We start from the raw sequence: 19,156 nt of genomic DNA, 5'->3' as shown, positions 1-19,156 counted from the left end.
TGCGTGACGTTGGCGATTGTCAGCATTTCCTTTAAACAAGACCTTATTTATTTCAAATTATGGAACAAGCTACTGCACCGGATCTGGCTCTGGAACGTGAAATCGCCGGGCATATCGTTACCGCGCTAAACTTTGATATCGCACCCGAAGACATCGTTCCTGAGGCGCCGCTGTACGGTGACGCGCTGGGGATCGACTCCATCGACATCCTGGAAATCGCACTGGTGATGTCCAAGCAGTACGGTGTGCAGATGAAAGCTGACAGCGAAGACAACTCCACCATTTTTGCCTCCCTGCGCGCGCTGGCGTCCTATATCCGCGAGCACCGCAGCAAATGACCGGGCTATGGCGCACCGTGCGCCTGGTGTTGCTGGCCCTGGTGGCCGGGGCCTACCTGGTATTTGATTACCTGGCCTCGTCCTCCAGCCAGCCGCCGCTGTACGCAGTGCTGATCGGCGCCACCCCGCTGACGCTCGGGGTGATTGTCGCCTGCTGGAATTCGGCCTTTCGCCTGCCTGCCATGCTGCTGTGCACGGGCGTGCTGCTGGCCGTTGCCCTGAATCTCGATCGCCTGCTGTCGCACGCCGCCTGGCTCTACTTCTTTCAGCACGCCGGCATCATGACCAGCCTCGGCATCATGTTCGGCAGCACCCTGGGCAGCCACGAGGGCGCCCTGTGCTCGCGCATTGCCCGCTTTGCCAGCGCCGAGCCGCTGGATGCGCGCTACCTGTGCTACACCTGGAAAGTCACCCTGGCCTGGACTCTGTACTTTGCGGCCAGCGCCGGCATCTCGCTGCTGCTGTTCGCGTTTGCCGAGCTCGCCACCTGGGCGCTGTTCGCCTCGCTGTTCACCCCGCTGTCGCTGGGGCTGATGTTCGGCGGCGAATACCTGGTCCGCCTGCGCGCGCTGCCGGGGCAGCCCCACTTCAGCATCGCCCAGACCATCCAGTCCTATCGCAAATACACGCAATGCCGGGACGCCGCTGAATAGTCCCGAACTGCCGACCTTGATCCTTTCCGTTCCATGAGCCTGATTCCGCTGCTTCCCGATGCCGACCGCCATGCCGCTTTTACCTTTCGCCAGGGCAAGGCGATTGACCGGGAGACTTTCCACGCCCACGTGATGGCGCTGGCTGCCGCGCTGCCGGAAGGGCAGCGGGTGACCAACCTGTGTACCGACCGCTACTGGTTCGCCGTGGCGCTGTTTGCCGCCATCGCCCGCGGCATGCTCACCGTGCTGCCCAATTCGGCCGCGCCCGAGCATATCGCCATGGTGGCGGCCGAGCAGTCGGGCCTCCTGGTGCTGGGCGACCAGGCCGCCTGCCCGGTGGAGGGCCTGCCGTATTTCCGGGTGGATGTCCTGCCGCAACCGGCGCCGCCTGCCGCGACCGAGATGCCGCTGATTTCCTTCGACCAGCGTATCGCCTGCATGTACACCTCCGGCTCCACCGGCACGCCGATGCCGCACTACAAGACTTTCGGCCGCCTGCGGCTAGCCGTTCTGGCCGGGGCGGAGCGGGTGTGGGCAGCGGCCGGTGCGCCGTGCTCGGTGGTGGGCACGGTACCCATCCGCCACATGTACGGGCTGGAATCCAGCGTGCTGCTGCCCATTCTCGGCGGCGGGCGCATGTCGCCGCAAATCCCCTTCTTCCCGGCCGATATCGCGGCCAGCCTGGCGGAAATGCCGGCTCCGCGCCTTTTGGTGATCACCCCCTTCCACCTGCGCAAGCTGCTAGAGGCGGACATCGCCCTGCCGGAAATCGCCGTCATCCTGTCGGCCACCGCGCCGCTCTCGGCCGAGTTGGCCGCACAGGCCCGGCAACAGCTGGGCTGCCCGGTGCTGGAAATCTACGGCTCCACCGAAACCGGCCAGGTCGCCACCCGCGAAACCGAGCGGGAAAGCCACTGGCAAACCCTGCAGGGCATCACGCTGGAACAGCGTGACGACGAGTTCTGGGCGGTGGGCGAGGTGTATGAAACGCCGCAGGTGCTCAACGACACGCTCGAGCTGTTCAGCCCGCAGCGGTTCCGCCTGGTGGACCGCAAGGCCAACATGATCAACGTCGCCGGCAAGCGCAGTTCGCTGTCCTTCCTCAATGCCACGCTCACCGGCCTGCCCGGGGTGGTGGACGGTGTATTCTGCGTACCCGAGCGCAGCGGCAACGGCGAAGTGGAACGCCTGGCCGCCTTCGTGGTCGCACCGGGACTGGACCGCGCGCGCATTCTGGCCGGCCTGCGCCAGCACATCGATTCGGTCTTCCTGCCGCGCCACGTGGTATTCGTCGAAACCCTGCCGCGCGACGGCAACGGCAAGATTCTGGCCCGCACCCTGCAGGACCTGATCGTGCAACATCTTCCTAAGAGGGACTAAGCATGCAGCACGCCACTCTCCCTATCGCCAGCGATCATCCAGCCTACGCCGGGCATTTTCCCGGCCGTCCGGTGCTGCCGGGAGTGGTGCTGCTCGACCACGCCATGCTGGCCATCGAGGACGCCTGCCAACTGCAACTAAGCGGTTTGCTGCTGGCCAAGTTCCATAGCCCGGTCAGCCCGGGGCAGGCGTTGCGGCTGGAATTCCGCCAGGACGCTGCGGCCGTGGCGTTCACTCTCTTCCATGAACAGCGCAAGGTGGCGGACGGCAAGTTCGCCATCGCCGTGGAGCAGGCCGGGTGAGCGAGCCGGCCGCCTCGGGACCGCAGCCGGCCGCGCCGGCCTGGATGCAGCAGCGCGAACGCGGCAACCGCTTCTGGCTGCGCGTCATGTCCACGCTGTCCTGCCTGCTGGGCCGGCGTTGTTCGCGGCTGGTGCTGTACGGCATCGCCGCCTATTTCCTGTTGTTTGGCGGCAGGGCGCGTGCGGCTTCCCGCGCCTACCTGACGCGCAGCCTGGGGCGGCCGCCGCGCTGGCATGAGCAGTACCGGCATGTGCTGAGCTTCGCCAGCACCATCCACGACCGGGTCTATCTGCTGCGCGACCGTTTTGACGATTTCCACATCGACTTGTCCGGCACCGAGACGCTGCACCGCCACTACGACAGCGGCCAGGGGTTGTTGCTGTTCGGCGCCCACCTGGGGCAGCTTCGAGGTCTTGCGGGCGATGGCGCGCAGCCGCCCGGAGCTGCAGATGAGCATGGCGATGTATCCGGAGAATGCCCGCCAGATCAACCAGGCCCTGCAAGCCATCAACCCGCAGGCGCAGCAGGACATCATCGCACTGGGGACGCTGGACGCCATGCTGGCCGTGCACCGCCGGCTCGAGGAGGGCGCGCTGGTGGGCATTCTGGCCGACCGCGCCTCCGGGCCGGACCAGTATCTGAGCCGCCCCCTGTTGGGTGCGCCGGCGCGCTTTCCCAGCGGCCCTTTCCGTATGGCGGTCATGCTCAAGCACCCGGTGTACTTCATGGCCGGCATCTATCTGGGCGGCAACCGCTACCGCGTGCATTTCGAGCTGCTGGAGGATTTTTCCGGTACGGGGCGCCAGGGCAGGGAACAAGCGATGGCCGCGCTACTCGACAACTATGTGGCGGCGCTGGAACGTCATTGCCGTGCCTACCCATTCAACTGGTTCAATTTTTACGATTTTTGGGATGAAAGCTAAACCGATCATGCGTGCACCTATCATGAGCAAGACGTTGGCCGGGCTGGCCGTGCTGCTGGCGGCCGGCCTTTGCCAGGCGGCGGAATTGAGCGTGGCGGATCTGATGCAAATGCTGGGGCAGAAAAAATCCGGCACGGCCACCTTTGTCGAGAAGAAATACATCGCCATGCTCAAGCAGCCGCTGGAATCGTCCGGCGAGCTGGCCTTCACCGCGCCCGACCGTTTGGAAAAACGCACGCTCAAGCCGAAGGCGGAATCGGTGCTGCTGGAAGGCAACAAGCTGACGCTGGAGCGCAGTGACGGCCGCAAGATGACGGTGGCCCTGTCCGACCGCCCCGAGGTGGCGGCCTTTGTCGAAAGCATCCGCGCCACCCTGTCCGGTGACCGCGGCGGGTTGGAACGTTTCTATACCCTGGCCCTGAGCGGTGACGCCGAGCAGTGGAAGCTCAATCTCACGCCGATCCAGCCGCGCATGCAGAAGGTGATCAGCCAGATCCGCATCGCCGGCAAGCAGGCCCAGGTAAAAACCATCGAATTCCAGCAGGCCGACGGTGACCGTTCGGAAATGGCCATTACCAGCACCAGCGCCAAATGAAGCCACGCCACCACAAACTGGCGCTGTTCGTCTGGCTGGCGCTGATGCTGGCCTCGGTGCTGGTAATCGTTCAAACCCGCTTTGTCGCCGACCTGTCGGCCTTCATGCCCAAGGTGCCCAGTGCACGCCAGCAGATGCTGATCGACCAGCTGCGTGACGGCGCCATCGCCCGTATCGTGCTGGTGGGGATCGAAGGTGGAGACGCGGCAGAGCGCGGCCGGCTGTCGCGCCTCATGGTAAGTGAGCTGGCGCATAACCCGCGTTTCACCTCGGTGCAGAACGGCGATGGCCGGGTCCAGCAGCGCGACCAGCAGTATTTCTTCGCCAACCGTTACCTGCTGAGCCCAGCGGTCTCGTCGCAGCGCTTCAGCGCCGACGGCCTGCGCGCCGCCGTCCAGGACACGCTGGACGCCATGGCCGGCGACGCCGGCCTGGTGGTGAAGAAGATCCTGCCGCGTGACCCCAGCGGCGAAACCCTGCAAATCCTCGACCAGTTTATCGGCGAGAGCCAGCCCAATAGCAGCGACGACATCTGGGTGTCGCGCGACGGTAAGCGTGCAGTGCTGCTGCTGCAACTGGCCGAGTCCGGGCTGGATACCGATGCCCAGGCGGCGGCGCTGGCGGACGTGCGGCAAACCTTCGACCGCCTGCCGGCACGCCATGCCGATACCCGGCTGGTGATGAGCGGCACCAGCGTGCTGTCGGTGGCCTCGCGCGATACCATCAAGAGCGAGGTGGAGCGGCTGGCCACGCTGGGCACCGTGCTGGTGGTGGCGCTGCTGCTGCTGGTGTACCGCTCGCTGCCGCTGCTGCTCTTGGGGCTGATTCCGGTGTTGTCCGGCGCCCTGGTGGGTATTGCCAGTGTCAGCCTGGGCTTCGGCCACGTGCACGGCCTGACGCTGGGCTTCGGCACCACGCTGATCGGCGAAGCGGTCGATTATTCCATCTACCTGTTTATCCAGCGCGCCGGAGGCAACGAACCTCGTCATTTCTGGCGCACCATCCGCCTGGGGGTGCTGACCTCGATCACCGGCTTTGCCGCGCTGATGTGCTCCAGCTTTCCCGGCCTGTCCCAGCTTGGGCTCTACTCCATCAGCGGCCTGGTCACGGCGGCGCTGGTGACCCGCTACATCCTGCCGGGCCTGATGCCGGCCCGGCTCAACCTGCGCGATTTGAGCGGCGCAGGTCTGCTGTTGCAAAAGAGCCTGGATTTCCTGACCCGCATGCGCTGGGCGATGGCTGCGGCCCTGCTGGCGGCGGTGGCGGTGCTGCTGTTCAATCCCCAGGACATCTGGAACCGCCAGCTCAATGCGCTCAGTTCCATTTCCAAGGAGCAGAACAAGCTGGACGCCGAACTGCGTGGCGATCTGGGCGGCAACGACATGCGCTACGTCGCCAGCTTCAGCGCACCGGACCAGGAAAGCGCGCTGCGGTTGGCCGAACGCACCCGCCCCGTGCTGCGCGAGCTGGCCCGTCAGCGCGTCATCGGCGGCTTCCACACCCCGGACGAGCTGCTGCCCAGCCTGGCCAGCCAGCGTGCGCGCCAGGCTGCATTGCCGGATGCCGTCGAGGCGAGCCGGCGTCTTGACCGGGCGCTGGATGGCATGCCGCTGCAAGCCGATCAGCTCCGGGGTTTCCTGGCGGACGTGGAGCGCAGTCGCAGCCAGCCGCTGTTGAGCCGGCAAAGTCTGCAGGGTAGTGCGGCCAGCGTGTTGTTGGATTCGATGCTGATCAAGCGCCCCAACGGCTACCTGGTGCTGATGCCGTTGCGGCCGACCGGCGAGGGGGCGCAGGGCGACCAGATTGCGCTGGACAAGGTGAGGGCGGCGCTGGAGCGGCATCAGCTGGGACAGGTGACAGTGATCGACCTGCTGGAGGAAACCACCGCCATCTTCGACAGCTACACCCACGAGGCACTGGTGTTCTCCTCGCTGGGCAGCCTGGCCATCCTGCTGCTGCTGGGCCTGACCTGCGGCTGGGTGCAGGCGGTGCGGGTGACGATTCCGCTGGGCTGCGCCGTGCTGTGCACGGTGGCCATTTTCGACGCCAGCGGCATCCAGCTTACCATCCTGCATCTGGTGGGGCTGCTGCTGGTAGTGGCCATCGGCTCCAACTACGCGCTGTTCTTCGCCAACAAGCAGCAACTGGGTAACGAGGTGGAGCAGCGCCAGGTGGAAGTCTCGCTGGTGGTGGCCAACTTGGCGACGGTGACCAGTTTCGGCCTGCTGGGGACATCCAGCGTGCCGGTGCTGTCCTTCATCGGCAGCACCGTGGCGATCGGCGCTTTGCTGGCGCTGGTGTTTTCCGCGATGATGGCCAGGATTCAGCCCCGTGCGCACCATTCTTGATCGTTGGCAGCCGGTAGAGCGGGCCGACAGCCTGCTGGTGCTGCTGCCGCCGGCCAAGGCCAGCCTGGAAGACCTGATCGCCCAGGGGATGATCGCGGCGGTGCGCCAGCGCGGCCTGCCGCTAGACATCGTTCTGGCCGAGGTCGGCTACCAGCAGGTGATGGCCGGCACCGTGGCCGGGAGCCTGCATGAAGCGGTGATGGCGCCGGCGCTGGAGGCCGGCTATCGGCGTATCTGGCTGGCCGGCATCTCGCTGGGTGCCTTCAATGCACTGCACTATGCCGCCCTGTACAGCCAGCATCTGGCGGGGATTAAGCTGCTGGCGCCGTACCCGGGCACCGCCGACATTCTGCAGGAAATCAGTGCCGCCGGCGGGCCGCAGATCTGGGCGGACAGCCCAGCCTCCTCGCGCCAGGACGAGCGCATCTGGTGGCACTGGCTGTGCCAACAGGTGGCGAGCGACGACGATGACTGCCCGGTATGGCTGGGCATGGCGGAACAAGACCGCTTTGTTGCCGGGCAGCGGATGCTGGCCGGCCTGCTGCCGCCGCAACGGGTGTACTGTGTGGCAGGCGAGCACCACTGGCCGGTCTGGCAGCAGCTGTGGCAGTACTGGCTCGATCACGGCCCGTTGCCGGCCCAACTGTTGTCGGTAAAGGAGCAAGCATGACGTCATGGCAGGCCTCGCCGTTTCTCAAGCTGTGCATCGCCCTGCATGGCCTGGCCGTGCCGGCCCTGCTCCTGCGGCCGTCCAGTTGGCCGTGGCTGCTGCTGGCGCTGTTCCTGCTGCATGGCGGCATCGCGCTGGCTGGGCTGTTGCCGCGCTGCTCGCTGCTGGGGGGCAACCTGACTCGGCTGCCCGCCGCCGCCGCCCGGCGCGGCGAAGTGGCCATCACCATCGATGACGGCCCGGACCCGGCGGTGACCCCGGCCGTGCTGGAGATTCTGCGCCAGTACCAGGTGCCAGCCACCTTCTTCTGCATCGGCGAGCGCGCGCTGCGCCACCCCGAACTGTGCCGCCGCGCCGTGGCCGAGGGCCACGACATCGAAAACCATGGTCAGCGCCACCGCAAGCATACCTCCCTGTTCGGACCGGCCGGCTGGCGCGGCGAAGTGGGCGAGGGTCAGGCCACGCTGCAGACGATCACCGGCCGAAAGCCCCTGTTCTATCGGCCGATCGCCGGCCTGCGCAACCCTTTCCTCGACCCGCTGCTGCAGCGCTCCGGGGTGTTTCTTGCCAGCTGGACCCGGCGTGGTTATGATACGCGCGTGCGCGATCCCGACGCGGTGTACGCCCGGCTGGTTCGCAATCTTGCCGCAGGCGATATACTGCTGCTGCACGATGGCAACGCCGCGCGCACTCCTGACGGCAAGCCGGTCATCCTGGCTGTGCTGCCACGCCTGCTGGAAGAGTTGGCTGCGCGCCAGCTGAGGCCGGTCACGTTGAGGCAGGCCTGCAAATCAGCCTGATCAGGTGCCCAGCCGACCCGCCCTTTCTTTCGCCAACCCATGCTGATCCCTCCGGTTGTTTATGCAAGCTCTCCGACTTAGTGCCTATACCCTGACCAGTGCCTTGGGCGCTGGCCTGGCCTCCCATCTCGATGCCCTGCGCCGGCAGCGCGGCGGCATCGTCAGAAAGCGCTGGGAGACCGTCGAATTCGATGTCTGCGTCGGAGAAGTCGCCGGCCTGGATGAGGTCGTGCTGAGGCAGGATCTGGCGTATTACGACTGCCGCAACAACCGCCTGGCCCAGTTGGGGGTGGAGCAGGACGGCTTCATTGCCAGCGTAGAGCAGGCCGTGGCGCGCTACGGCGCCAGCCGGGTGGGGGTGTTTCTCGGCTCCAGCACCTCCGGCATCCTCAGTTCGGAAGTGGCCTACCGTCAGCGTGATCCGGAGACCGGCGCACTGCCGCCGGAGCATCGCTATCGCGAAACCCACAACGCCTATTCGGTGGCGGACTTCGTGCGCCGCTTCTTCGGCCTCTCCGGCCCGGCGGCGGTAGTATCGACCGCCTGTTCCTCCAGTGCCAAGGTGTTCGGCACGGCACAGCGCATGATCGCGGCCGGCCTCATCGACGCCGCCATCGTCGGCGGCGTCGATACCCTGTGCCTGACCACCATCTACGGCTTCTCCTCGCTGCAACTGGTGTCGTCCAATCCCTGTCGTCCCTTCGACGGCGAGCGTGATGGCATCTCGGTAGGCGAGGGCGCAGCGTTCGCCCTGCTGGAGCGTGCCGAGCAGCCGCAGGACGGCGACATCCTGCTGATCGGCGTGGGGGAAAGCAGCGATGCCTACCATATGTCCTCGCCGCACCCGGAAGGCCTTGGCGCCAAGGCGGCCATGGCTCAGGCGTTGCAGCAGGCCGGCCTTACGCCTGCCGACATCGACTACATCAATCTGCACGGCACCGCCACACCCAGCAACGATGCGGCGGAAGGCGCCGCGGTGCTGGCACTGTTCGGCAGCGCCACGCCCTGCAGCTCCACCAAGGGCCACACCGGTCACACCCTGGGCGCCGCCGGTGGTATCGAAGCCCTGATCTGCGCGCTGGCGCTGGACAACGGAGTGATGCCGGGCGGGGTGGGCACGCAGCAACTGGATGCCCGCCTGCAGTGTAATTACCTGCTGACCACGGTGGAGCGCCCGCTGCGCCACGTGTTGAGCAACTCTTTCGGTTTCGGCGGCAGCAACTGCAGCCTGGTTTTCTCGCGGGTGGGCGCATGAGTACGGCAACGATTTATCTCGAGGGGCTGAGCCTGCTCGGGCCGGGCATGAGCGACTGGGCCGAGGCCGTGCCGCGCCTCTTGGGGCAACAGCCTTTTCAGGTCGACGAGGTGCGGCTGGCAGCACCCTCCATCCTGCCAGCGACCGAGCGCCGTCGTGCCGGAGCAGCGGTCAAGCTGTCGATGGCGGTGGGGCTGGCGGCAGTCGAAGATGCCGACGCGGATGCGGCCCAACTGCCCAATGTGTTCAGTTCCACCGGCGGCGACTGCGAAAACTGCCATAGCCTGCTGGAAGTGCTGGCCTCGTCCGAGCGCATGGTTTCCCCCACCCGCTTCCATAATTCGGTGCACAACGCGCCGGCCGGCTACTGGGGCATTGCCACCAAGTGCACCGAGGCCTCCACCAGCCTGTGCGCCTACGATGCCACCTTCGGTGCCGGGCTCCTGGAAACCGTGACTCAGGCGCACAGCGCCGGCAAGCCCTGTCTGCTGATCGCTTTCGATACCGCCTACCCGGAGCCGCTATATGCGCAGCGCCCCATTCCCTATCCGCTGGGGGTAGGTATGGTGTTGAGCCCGGAGCATAGCGCGGTCAGCAAGGCCGCGCTGCGGCTGAGTTTCAGTGATGAGCCAGCCAGCCGCATGGACGATGCGCAGCTGGAAGCACTGCGTCAGGGTATTCCCAGTGCGCGCAGCCTGCCGCTGCTGCACCTGCTGGCCAGTGGGCAGCCGGGACGCGTGGTGATCGACTATCTGGACGACTGCCGTCTCGCCATCGAGGTAGTGGAATGATGGACCGCGACTGGATCGCCGCGCGCATTCCCCATCAGGGCAGCATGTGTCTGTTGTCCGGGGTGGAGTGCTGGGACGAAAACGACATCGTCTGCCATGCCGACAGCCATCGCCAGCCGGACAATCCGCTGCGAGCCGCCGGCCGCCTGGGCGTGGCCAATGCCATCGAATACGCCGCCCAGGCCATGGCGGTGCATGGCGCGCTGCTGGCTGGTGATGCCATGCCGGCAAGGGCCGGCTACCTCACCAGCGTGCGCGAGCTGAACTGGCATTGTCGCCGGCTGGACGACGTGGCCGAGCCGCTGCGTATCCACGCCCAGCGCTTGTCCGGCAGCGAGATCAATGCCCTGTACCGCTTCACCCTGCACGCTGGCGACAAACTGCTGGTCAGCGGCCGCCTAGGCGTGGTGCTGGATGCCGATGCGCTGGCGGGCAAGATAACCAATTGAGTAAAACCATGAAACGAGCCTTGATTACCGGTGGCAGCGGCGCCATTGGCGCAGCCATCAGCCGGCGGCTGGCGGCCGACGGTTTCCACGTCATCATCCATGCCAACCGCAATCTAGAGGCGGCGGAACAGTTGTGCCAGTCACTGCGAGCCCAGGGCCATCAGGCCGAGGCCCTACAGTTCGACGTGGCCGATGCTGCGGCAACGGCGGCTGCGCTGGAAGCCGTGCTGGAGCAGGGGCCGGTACAGGTGCTGGTGAACAATGCCGGCATTCACGATGATGCAGTGTTTCCCGGCATGCAGCCAGCGCAGTGGCACCGGGTAATCGACGTCTCGCTGCATGGCTTCTTCAACGTCACCCAGCCGCTGACCATGCCGATGATCCGTACCCGCTGGGGGCGCATCATCACTATCACCTCGGTGGCGGCGCTGGCTGGCAACCGCGGCCAGACTAACTACGCCGCCGCCAAGAGCGCGCTGCACGGCGCCACCAAGTCGCTGTCCATCGAACTCGCCAGCCGCGGCATCACCGTCAATGCGGTGGCGCCGGGCATCATCGAGTCGGAAATGTCGAAGGATGTGTTCGACAAGGAGATGGTGGCACAGATGGTGCCGATGAAGCGGGTGGGCCGGCCGGAGGAGGTCGCCAGCCTGGTGGGCTTCCTGGCATCGGAGCAGGCGGGCTATATTACCGGCCAGGTGATCTCCATCAACGGTGGCATGATCTAAAAACCTGCCCATGCTCTAAACCTGCCCATGCTCTGCTGCGCTCGGGTGATCCGGCGTTGAAACGTGGCTCAAAATGCTCATGTACCCAACGTACATTCCGCTTTTTCGCCCCGTTTCGCTTTGGCTGACCCTTCGCTCGCGAGAGCTTGAAACAGGTTTTGACGGCTGGAGCAGCGGGACTGCTGTCAGCCGCCGGTGGCCTGCAACTGCGCGCGCGGCGCATAAGCCAGCGCGATTTCCAGCTTGGCCACTTCCTGCTCCGCCACCTTCACCTGGGCGTGGACCTGCACCAGCAAGGGTGCCATCTGGCGGCAGTGGATGAAGAACTCGACCTGTTGGTCCGGCAGCACCGGCTGTTTGAACCAGCAGTTGCGCACCGCCGCCAGCACCCCGACCGAATCGTCTGGCAGCGTCTTGACGTAAGGGTCGCCAGCCAGGAGCCCGGCGCCGGCAAACTGCGCCATCGACTCGATCAGCATCACCCCCGGCACGATAGGCATGCCGGGAAAGTGCCCCTGGATCACCGCATTGTCGTGCGGCCAGCTTGCCACACCATGAAACTGGTGGGGTCCCTCGATGGTGAGTTGCTGGCAGACGAAAATGGCGCCGCGGTGCGGCAATATCTGTTCGATATCGCCGCGCTGCAGCCGCATCGGGTACTGGTAGTCCTGTTCGCTCATGCGGGAAGGCGCCGTGCCACCAGCGAAACGTTGCTGCCGCCGAAGGCGAAGGAGTTGGACATGATGGCGCGAACATCGCAGTCATGGCGCGCGGTCAGCGGGATGAAATCCAGATCGCAGCGCGGGTCCGCCTGCTCCAGGGTGGCGGTGGGCGGCAGCGAGCCACTGTTCATCGCCATCACGCTGAGCGCAAACTCCAGGATGCCGCTGGCGCCGATCAGGTGGCCGTGCATCGACTTGGTGGAACTGACGGCCAGTTGTCCGGCCGCTGCGCCGAACACACCGCGGATGGATTTGGTCTCGGTGACGTCGCCGGCATCGGTCGCCGTGCCATGGGCGTTCAGATACTGGATATCCTCTGCCCGCAACCCGGCATCGTCCAGCGCCTGCTGCATGGCGTTGATCTGTTCGGCGCTGGAAGGCGCGGTAAGGTGGGCGGCATCGCTGCTGCAGCCATAGCCGCAGAGCTCGGCCAGTGCGCTCTGGCCGCGAGCGGCGGCACGGGCCTCGCTTTCCAGTACGATGGCGGCACCGCCTTCGCCCAACACGAAACCGCTGCGGTCCTGCGAGAAGGGGCGACAACTGCGCGACGGATCGGCCGCATGCGGTTTGGCCATCACGCGCAGCGCATTCCACGCCATCATGGCGCCGGGCGTCAGCATGGCTTCGCAGCCTACCACCACGGCGGCGTCCAGATAGCCGTCGCGGATAGCACGGAAGGCTTCGCCGATGGCGACGGCGGAAGATGCGCAGGCAACAGAATAGGTGTGGCTGGGGCCGTGCAGCCCGTAGCCCATGGAAATGGCGGCTGCTGGCGCATTCGACATCATGCGTGGGACCGTCAGCGGGTGCACCACCACGGGGTTGCGCTTGCCTTCGCTTTGTACGGCAGACTGGAATCGGCTGTACAGGCCATCCAGGGTATGGGCGCCGCCCAAGCCGATGCCGACATAAATACCGAAGCGGCGTGAGTCGGCAGGCGCGGCGAGGATGTTGGCCTCAGCCAGTGCTTCGTTGGCAGCCACCAGGGCAAACTGGCTGGCGCGGTCCAGGCTGGCGTGCTTGCCGTCAAGCTTGCTGGCCGGATCGGCGGCAGCCTGGGCCAGCAATACATTGGGCAGCCATTTGGCGATGTCGGGGGTGGCGGCACCAATGGCACAGTGGCCGGCCAGTGCCTGGGCGAAGCTGGTGGGCAGGTCGGCACCGAGCGGGCTGATGGTGCCCATGCCGGTAATCAAAACCTTGGCCACTATTTGTTCTCTTCGAGGCTGAGTTCCGGCAGTTCGCCGTTATTATGTTCGCGAATGGCAGCTTCGATATCGGCCAGCATGTCACGGAAGGTCATCTGCGGGTAGCGGGTGGGGTCTGGCAACTGAAAGCCGCAGCGGTCCTCGATCTCGAACAGCATCTCCACCATGTCCAGCGAGTCGAGGTCCAGGGCGGAAACCTGCAGCGTCGGATCTTCAAACAGGGCGGGATCCTTGCCCTTGGTATTGACCAGATAGTTTTTGATGATTTGTTCTAACATGAGCGTTCAACCCAAGACGTGGCATGTACCAAAAGGTAGTAATTATAGAGTAAAATTATGGCATATGCGTTGCCTTGGGCCTGATTCGTCAAGCGCTTTGGCAGCAGCCAACGATGCAATGACAGCTGTCAGTCACCCTTAAATCCATCCCGCGGAATGATTGGCCGTTCTGGCCTGCCTGGTAAGAAAAGATGGCTGGCCGGAAGCCGGGAGTAAATTCGAAATAATGTTGAATCGCTGTTTCCGGCTGTTCCAGATCGTCCTGTTTTACCTGATGTTGTGCTGGCTTGGCTCCATGCTGCTGTTGGGCAACATCGCCGCCTTGCCCCTGCTGCTGGCGCCCAGACCACTGCGGCAGCCACTGGTGCAGTGGACCATCAGTGCCATCTGCCGCTGTTTTCTGGCCGGAGCCCAGGCGAGCGGGCTGATGCGGCTGGATTTGCGTGCGCTTGATCGGCTGAACGGCCGGGAGCGCATGCTGCTGGTACCCAATCACCCAAGCATGATCGATGCCTTTCTGGTGTTGTCTCGCATTCCCCGGGCGGTCTGTCTGATGAAAGCCAGCATCAGCTCCAATCTGTTTCTGGGGGCTGGGGCCTACCTTGCCGGTTATGTTTCCAACCGCTATCCGGAGCAGATGTTCCGTGCCGCTATTCGTGCGGTGCAGCAGGGCTCGGTGCTGATGATTTTTCCGGAAGGTACCCGCACCACGCGACAGCCGGTGAACGATATTGGCGGTTCGGTGGCGCTGATTGCCCAAAAAGCCGAGGCGCCATTGCAGACCATCATCATTACCACCAATTCGCCCTATTTGAGCAAGGGTTGGAAAATATGGCGCCCTCCTGCATTTCCGCTGATTTACCGCGCTGTGCCCGGCAAGGAATTCAAGGCCCAGGGTCGGCGCGATGAAACCGCACACCGTTTGCAACAGTATTTCGAAGCGTCGATCCGGCTTTCCATCGACCCGGAGTTGCGGCTGGATTGAGGCGCTTGCCATTCACGACGCATTCTTGACCGGCAGGCTAGCCATCGGCTAGGTTCTGCCCAATTCAAACAGCACCCCGCAGAGGGGGGCATATTCGGTTCAGTAAGTCTGCCATGCCCATTTCTTCAACGACGCATGTGGTTCTCATCCCCAGCTACAATCCCGGCCCCAAGGTTTTCGACACGGTGCGTGCGGCCCGCGCGCAATGGAGCCCAGTATGGGTGATCGTAGACGGTAGCAACGACGGCTCGGAGCAGACGCTGCTGCAAATGGCCGCCGAAGACGAGGGCCTGCAGGTCTTCGTGCTGCCGGAAAATCGCGGCAAGGGCGCTGCGGTGTTGCACGGGCTGGAGCAGGCCACGCGGCAGGGCTTCACCCACGTGCTGTGCATGGATTCAGACGGGCAACATCCAGCAGCGCAGATTCCCGCCTTCATGGCGCGTTCGCAGCAGCAGCCTGCTGCCATGGTGCTGGGCCTGCCGGTATTCGATGCCAGTGCGCCCAGCCTGCGGGTCAAGGGGCGCAAGATTTCCAACTGGTGGGCGAACCTGGAAACCCTGTGGATGGGTATCGGCGACTCCCTGTTCGGTTTCCGCGTCTATCCGGTGGCGCCCTTGCGCCGGATCATGCAAGGGCAGCGCTGGATGCGCCGTTTCGACTTCGATCCGGAGGCCGTTGTCCGCCTGTGTTGGCATGGCGTGCCGCCGGTTAACCTGCCGTCGCCGGTGAAGTATTTCCAGGCGGAGGAGGGGGGGGTGTCGCATTTCAATTACTGGCGCGACAACCGCCTGCTGACCTGGATGCACATCCGCCTGATGCTCGGTTTCGCCCTGCGCCTGCCGCTGCTGCTGTGGCGCCGACTGGCCAACCGCCCGGCCGCTTGCTGATGGGGCGCGGCATGTGCGCATACCAGCCGGGAAGGACGCTCTGAAGTGTCCGCCCCCGTCATGATGGCCCATCTGCTGCTGGAGCGGTTGTCACCGGCCGTGCTGGCGCGCGAGCCGGAGCCGCAGGCCTTGATGGAGGATGCCGATCAGATCCGGGCCTTCATGCAGAGTGGCCTCGCTAACGGCATCCTCAACTACATTTATCTCTTCCACGCCGTCATGTCGCTGCCGGTGATCCGGCCCGGCGACGTGGTGTTGGACCTGGCCTGTGGCCCGGCCAACCAGTTGCTGCAGATTGCCCGGCTACACCCGGACGCCCGCTTCATCGGGCTGGATGCCTCTGCTGGCATGCTGGCGTTGGCACGGGAAAACCTGGTGCAGGCCGGTTTGCCCAATGTCAGCCTGCAGCAGGGCGATATCGGCCGGCTGGATGGCTTTGCCGATGCGGCCGTCGACTGTGTGCTATGCACCATGTCGCTGCATCATCTGCCGGATACCGAGCTGCTGGGGCAGACCATGCGGCAGATTCGCCGCGTGCTGCGCCCAGATGGCGGCGTCTATCTGGCCGATTTCGGCCGGCTCAAGCGCCGGGCCACCCAGTCTTTCTTTGCTCATGACCGCATTGAGCTGCAGTCTGAGCAATTTACTATCGACTTCCTCAATTCCTTGCGCGCAGCGTTCAGTCTGGCCGAACTGCGGCAGGCCGCGGCGCTGCTGGGGCGTGCGCTGCATGTCTACCGTACCGCGCTGGCTCCTTTCATGCTGCTGTTCCGCAGCACGCCGCGCCGCGACATCGATGCGGCTCTGGAGCAGCGGGTGCGCGATGGCTATGCCCGACTGACCGCGGGTGAGCAGCGCGACTTCGATAACCTGGCGCGCTGGTTCCGCCTCGGTGGTCTGAATCTGCCCTGTCGCCTGCACTGACCTTTGGGAAAGAAAAAACCGGAAAACCACCATGCAACCTACTGATTGCAAAGAATTTTTCCGGTCTAATTTAACAGCCTAACATGTAGTTCCTCTCAGAAGGGTTATGCGTACCAAAAAGTGTCAATAGCGTTGTGTGAGTTAGTTATCACAGGGATGCTCTACCCTATCTGTCAATAAATAGCCTGTTAAGGGTTTTCTTGTTTACACTTTTCCAACTCATGCCAACGTCCATGCCTTTGCACCATCAAGTGCGCTCATGATTGCAGTGCTCCTTGTCCGGGCTTGAGCCGCCCCTCCGACAAAATTGCGCTGATGGTTCCAGCAAAGGTCCCTCTCCTGGGTAGACCTCGATAGTAAGACCCGGCAATTCGAGTTTGCGCCGTGTGCGCCCACGCCTCACGTGAATGGTGCCGTCAACGGGGGATGTTTCAGTGTAGACCTGTAGGCAAGAACAGCACCGGGAAGTAGATAGCTGACAATCACTGCCCAACTCCGAATGACAAACGACTCGAGCGGACCCTCTAGGATGCGCGTGTATTCTCCCGCAAAGATACGCTTGGGCGCGCCGGCTTCTAGGCCGTCAACGGAACAGGAGAAGCGGAATGTCCTCCTAGGTTCCTCAGGCTTCATACTCTTAGTATCGAACGAACACGCGACATGACCCATCGCTGTTCTTCTGCAGACACATCCCAGATACCTTGCCGCACCTTTTCCGCCAAGCCCCGTTCTACTCGCTCAAGACCGAATTCTCTTGTCCAATGCGGATTCTCGGTTGCCCTCCGCCGGCAGTACTCAGTCAGTTGTTGCGCCAAGTCTTCGCACATGCTGTAGCGCTCCCAGATTTCCTCATCAGTGGGCCCCGTGCGATAGCGACCGTTGACTAATCGTGCCGTCAACTTTGGCTGGACACCGGGAACGGAGGCGGGAATGGATTCACGGGGGAAATCCAATGGGGGGAAGGGATTAGACATGGGAAAGCTCAGCTACCGAGAAGTAGACAACTCACCGGAAGCCACCTCCCCTGGGTGCCTGTTATCTCTGCGACTTGCAGGAAGCAAAATCAGCAGGCTTAGCAAATCCTAAGGAGATGGGGTCAAGGCGAATTGCCCTTGTTGTTCTGCACCACAGACTCCGTTGCTCGTAATAGCTCCGAGGCGGTTGTTTCAAGAGCATCAGCGAGAAAAAACAAGGAGTCCAGGGCAATCTTGCTCTGGCCACGCTCGACAAGAGACACGAAGTTCCTGTGTAGGCTCGCCCTCTCCGCAAGTTCCTCCTGCGACCATCCCTTTGCAAGTCTTGCCTCCCGGACTACCCGGCCGAAGGCGCTTACACGGTTCATTTACCCCCTCCAACGCTTAGTGCAGCGGGGGAGTGTCATTGGAGTTGGGCTGGCAATCTACACAATATATTGTGTAACATTACGCCGCGCTTTACAATGAACAATATACTGTGCAAATCAGGCTGGATTGGTGCCCCTAAGGATAACTTCAACAGCACCGCAGGTGAGTCATTCGTTCCCTAAACCATTGCAGTTCAGCGCATTCACATCATGCCTCCTATTTTATTTCTCGACTTCGACGGATGCCTCCATCCCGACGCCGTGTTTCTCGTCAACCGTGAACCGGTTCTGCGATCTCCAGGATCTCAGTTGTTCGAACATGCCGATCTCTTGTCGGAGCTACTGAAACCGTATCCCCGTTTGCAAATTGTGCTCTGCACTGCATGGGTGCAAACGTTGGGTTTCGGCCGGGCCAAGGGCTATCTGCCGCGCCCTCTTCAGGAACGGATTATCGGCAGTACCTATGAGTACTGTTCCGACCTGTACACCTGGTTTGAGCTCACAAGGTTCGACCAAATTATGCAATATGTCCGCAATAAAGACATCCAGGCTTGGCTGGCACTCGATGACGATTATCATGGCTGGCCAGTGGTTTTCGAAAGTCATTTAATAAGCCCTGACAGGAACTTGGGCTTGGGGGAGCCGCGAACTCGCGAGAAGCTGATGGCGAAGCTTGAGCTAATCCATAAGTAATGTTGGGTAGCCAAGGACAACAATTCTGCTGTGAGGGAAGAGTGCTCGATTCGGCGGCCACAGAGGGTCGGAGGTACCCAAACCTATTACAGGTACTCTACCTAGACTACGATGGAGTTCTGCATCCTGAAGCCGTTTTCCGGACAAGTAAGGGGCCATGGCTGCAGACCCCAGGCCACAGGTTGTTTGAGTACGAGCACCTTTTGGAAAAGGTCATCGCCCCTTATCCGGCTTTGCGCATTGTGCTGTCCACCGCTTGGCTTCTCTCACGGGGCGGTTACAGCTACGCCAAGAAGCAACTGTCGCCGACATTACAGTCGCGCGTCATCGGGGCGACATTCCACCAACGGCACATCCGAAGGGATGAGTACGTCGCGACGCCACGTGGGGTACAGGTATGGCAGGACGTACAGCGTCGCTGTCCACATGCTTGGCTAGCCCTCGATGATGATGATACCGATTGGCCAGAATGGTGTAGGTCCCATCTTATCCGTACGCACCCGACCCTTGGACTTGCTGAGCCCCATACCTACTTAGCGCTGCAGAAGAAACTTTGTGCTATGCAGGAGTTAAGCTTACACAAATCGGTCAAAGCGGCCACTGAGTAACTAGTCTAGTGATGACCGGTTACGCAATTGCACAGATTTGCGCACCCAATTGCATCACATCAGATCAGCCAGTTGCATCGGCTTGAATACCCCGCTGTGAGCGGCTCATATCGACCAACTGCCGTCATTCGTCGCTTCGGCTGTCCAATGGCAGATAGATGATTGCAGCAGTCATTTGGGTGACTTGGCGACTGAGTGCTCATCGGCCTTAGCAGCCCTTCACTGGTGAGATGAAAGTTGGCTGCTTTCGCCTTGAAAGCGGCCACAAAAGTATCT

The 19,156-nt window shown here is 63.1% G+C and carries 22 protein-coding genes; 18 read left to right on the top strand and 4 right to left on the bottom strand.

Annotation, left to right across the window (positions count from 1 at the left end; genetic code table 11):
• The first annotated feature begins 59 nt into the window (after nucleotides 1-59).
• The 13 genes from FURADRAFT_RS15980 to fabG all read left to right on the top strand — a co-directional run bounded on the left by FURADRAFT_RS15980 (nucleotide 60) and on the right by fabG (nucleotide 11,233).
• Nucleotides 60-338 (top strand): phosphopantetheine-binding protein, encoded by a 279-nt coding sequence (locus tag FURADRAFT_RS15980; RefSeq protein ID WP_008955199.1) that lies wholly within the window; start codon nucleotides 60-62, stop codon nucleotides 336-338.
• Nucleotides 335-991 carry a COG4648 family protein gene (locus FURADRAFT_RS15975; protein WP_008955198.1) on the top strand — a complete coding sequence of 219 codons (657 nt, stop codon included), beginning with the start codon at nucleotides 335-337 and terminating at the stop codon, nucleotides 989-991. Before FURADRAFT_RS15980 ends, FURADRAFT_RS15975 begins: the two co-directional genes overlap by 4 nt.
• Before the next feature lie 33 nt (nucleotides 992-1,024).
• A complete protein-coding gene (locus FURADRAFT_RS15970; protein ID WP_008955197.1) occupies nucleotides 1,025-2,371 on the top strand; it encodes an AMP-binding protein in 1,347 nt (448 codons plus the stop codon).
• Between the two features lie 2 nt (nucleotides 2,372-2,373).
• The gene (locus FURADRAFT_RS15965) at nucleotides 2,374-2,673 is read left to right on the top strand and encodes a hypothetical protein (RefSeq protein WP_008955196.1); all 300 of its coding nucleotides are present in this window, start codon (nucleotides 2,374-2,376) and stop codon (nucleotides 2,671-2,673) included.
• Between the two features lie 423 nt (nucleotides 2,674-3,096).
• Entirely contained in the window at nucleotides 3,097-3,597 is a 501-nt protein-coding gene (locus FURADRAFT_RS21135; RefSeq protein ID WP_008955195.1) for an LpxL/LpxP family acyltransferase, read from the top strand.
• A 22-nt stretch (nucleotides 3,598-3,619) separates the two neighbouring features.
• Nucleotides 3,620-4,192, top strand: coding sequence for a LolA-related protein (locus FURADRAFT_RS15955; RefSeq protein WP_236261611.1), 573 nt, complete (start codon nucleotides 3,620-3,622; stop codon nucleotides 4,190-4,192).
• The gene (locus tag FURADRAFT_RS15950) at nucleotides 4,189-6,540 is read left to right on the top strand and encodes an MMPL family transporter (RefSeq protein WP_008955193.1); all 2,352 of its coding nucleotides are present in this window, start codon (nucleotides 4,189-4,191) and stop codon (nucleotides 6,538-6,540) included. The genes FURADRAFT_RS15955 and FURADRAFT_RS15950 overlap by 4 nt, the downstream gene beginning before the upstream one ends.
• A complete protein-coding gene (locus FURADRAFT_RS15945) occupies nucleotides 6,524-7,210 on the top strand; it encodes an alpha/beta fold hydrolase (protein ID WP_008955192.1) in 687 nt (228 codons plus the stop codon). The genes FURADRAFT_RS15950 and FURADRAFT_RS15945 overlap by 17 nt, the downstream gene beginning before the upstream one ends.
• Complete coding sequence (locus FURADRAFT_RS15940; RefSeq protein WP_008955191.1) at nucleotides 7,207-8,010, top strand: polysaccharide deacetylase family protein; 804 nt, start codon at nucleotides 7,207-7,209, stop codon at nucleotides 8,008-8,010. Before FURADRAFT_RS15945 ends, FURADRAFT_RS15940 begins: the two co-directional genes overlap by 4 nt.
• Nucleotides 8,011-8,071: 61 nt before the next feature.
• Entirely contained in the window at nucleotides 8,072-9,265 is a 1,194-nt protein-coding gene (locus tag FURADRAFT_RS15935; protein ID WP_008955190.1) for a beta-ketoacyl-[acyl-carrier-protein] synthase family protein, read from the top strand.
• Nucleotides 9,262-10,056, top strand: a complete 795-nt coding sequence (locus FURADRAFT_RS15930; protein ID WP_008955189.1) for a beta-ketoacyl synthase chain length factor — start codon at nucleotides 9,262-9,264, stop codon at nucleotides 10,054-10,056. The genes FURADRAFT_RS15935 and FURADRAFT_RS15930 overlap by 4 nt, the downstream gene beginning before the upstream one ends.
• Nucleotides 10,053-10,505 carry a hypothetical protein gene (locus FURADRAFT_RS15925; protein ID WP_008955188.1) on the top strand — a complete coding sequence of 151 codons (453 nt, stop codon included), beginning with the start codon at nucleotides 10,053-10,055 and terminating at the stop codon, nucleotides 10,503-10,505. The genes FURADRAFT_RS15930 and FURADRAFT_RS15925 overlap by 4 nt, the downstream gene beginning before the upstream one ends.
• Before the next feature lie 8 nt (nucleotides 10,506-10,513).
• Complete coding sequence (gene fabG, locus FURADRAFT_RS15920; protein ID WP_008955187.1) at nucleotides 10,514-11,233, top strand: 3-oxoacyl-ACP reductase FabG; 720 nt, start codon at nucleotides 10,514-10,516, stop codon at nucleotides 11,231-11,233.
• Between the two features lie 185 nt (nucleotides 11,234-11,418).
• On the opposite strand, the gene FURADRAFT_RS15915 is transcribed toward fabG, so the two are convergent.
• From FURADRAFT_RS15915 to FURADRAFT_RS15905, 3 genes are read right to left on the bottom strand one after another with little or no spacing between them, the layout of a single operon-like run.
• Complete coding sequence (locus tag FURADRAFT_RS15915) at nucleotides 11,419-11,913, bottom strand: 3-hydroxyacyl-ACP dehydratase FabZ family protein (RefSeq protein WP_008955186.1); 495 nt, start codon at nucleotides 11,911-11,913, stop codon at nucleotides 11,419-11,421.
• Nucleotides 11,910-13,163, bottom strand: a complete 1,254-nt coding sequence (locus FURADRAFT_RS15910) for a beta-ketoacyl-[acyl-carrier-protein] synthase family protein (RefSeq protein ID WP_008955185.1) — start codon at nucleotides 13,161-13,163, stop codon at nucleotides 11,910-11,912. The genes FURADRAFT_RS15915 and FURADRAFT_RS15910 overlap by 4 nt, the downstream gene beginning before the upstream one ends.
• On the bottom strand, nucleotides 13,163-13,441 hold the full coding sequence (locus FURADRAFT_RS15905) for an acyl carrier protein (protein ID WP_008955184.1): 279 nt from the start codon (nucleotides 13,439-13,441) through the stop codon (nucleotides 13,163-13,165). The genes FURADRAFT_RS15910 and FURADRAFT_RS15905 overlap by 1 nt, the downstream gene beginning before the upstream one ends.
• A 160-nt stretch (nucleotides 13,442-13,601) precedes the next feature.
• Here FURADRAFT_RS15905 and FURADRAFT_RS15900 point away from each other — a divergent pair, with 160 nt between their 5' ends.
• The 3 genes from FURADRAFT_RS15900 (at nucleotide 13,602) to FURADRAFT_RS15890 (ending at nucleotide 16,237) form a co-directional block, all read left to right on the top strand.
• The gene (locus tag FURADRAFT_RS15900) at nucleotides 13,602-14,426 is read left to right on the top strand and encodes a lysophospholipid acyltransferase family protein (protein ID WP_236261610.1); all 825 of its coding nucleotides are present in this window, start codon (nucleotides 13,602-13,604) and stop codon (nucleotides 14,424-14,426) included.
• Nucleotides 14,427-14,539: 113 nt separating this feature from the next.
• Nucleotides 14,540-15,313, top strand: a complete 774-nt coding sequence (locus FURADRAFT_RS15895) for a glycosyltransferase family 2 protein (RefSeq protein WP_008955182.1) — start codon at nucleotides 14,540-14,542, stop codon at nucleotides 15,311-15,313.
• Nucleotides 15,314-15,358: 45 nt separating this feature from the next.
• Nucleotides 15,359-16,237, top strand: coding sequence for a class I SAM-dependent methyltransferase (locus FURADRAFT_RS15890; RefSeq protein WP_008955181.1), 879 nt, complete (start codon nucleotides 15,359-15,361; stop codon nucleotides 16,235-16,237).
• A gap of 1,096 nt (nucleotides 16,238-17,333) precedes the next feature.
• Here the strand turns inward: FURADRAFT_RS15890 and FURADRAFT_RS15885 are convergent.
• Nucleotides 17,334-17,579: a helix-turn-helix domain-containing protein gene (locus FURADRAFT_RS15885; RefSeq protein ID WP_008955180.1), complete on the bottom strand. Its 246-nt coding sequence runs from the start codon at nucleotides 17,577-17,579 to the stop codon at nucleotides 17,334-17,336.
• A gap of 210 nt (nucleotides 17,580-17,789) precedes the next feature.
• Here FURADRAFT_RS15885 and FURADRAFT_RS15880 point away from each other — a divergent pair, with 210 nt between their 5' ends.
• Together FURADRAFT_RS15880 and FURADRAFT_RS21390 are read left to right on the top strand one after the other, a co-directional pair.
• Nucleotides 17,790-18,272: an HAD domain-containing protein gene (locus tag FURADRAFT_RS15880; RefSeq protein WP_040653094.1), complete on the top strand. Its 483-nt coding sequence runs from the start codon at nucleotides 17,790-17,792 to the stop codon at nucleotides 18,270-18,272.
• Complete coding sequence (locus FURADRAFT_RS21390) at nucleotides 18,272-18,880, top strand: HAD domain-containing protein (protein ID WP_008955178.1); 609 nt, start codon at nucleotides 18,272-18,274, stop codon at nucleotides 18,878-18,880. Before FURADRAFT_RS15880 ends, FURADRAFT_RS21390 begins: the two co-directional genes overlap by 1 nt.
• The last annotated feature ends 276 nt before the right edge of the window (nucleotides 18,881-19,156 follow it).

This window comes from Pseudogulbenkiania ferrooxidans 2002 (assembly GCF_000174355.1).
In the GTDB taxonomy this organism is placed as follows: Bacteria; Pseudomonadota; Gammaproteobacteria; order Burkholderiales; family Chromobacteriaceae; genus Pseudogulbenkiania; species Pseudogulbenkiania ferrooxidans.
This window is presented reverse-complemented; position numbering and strand designations above follow the sequence as displayed.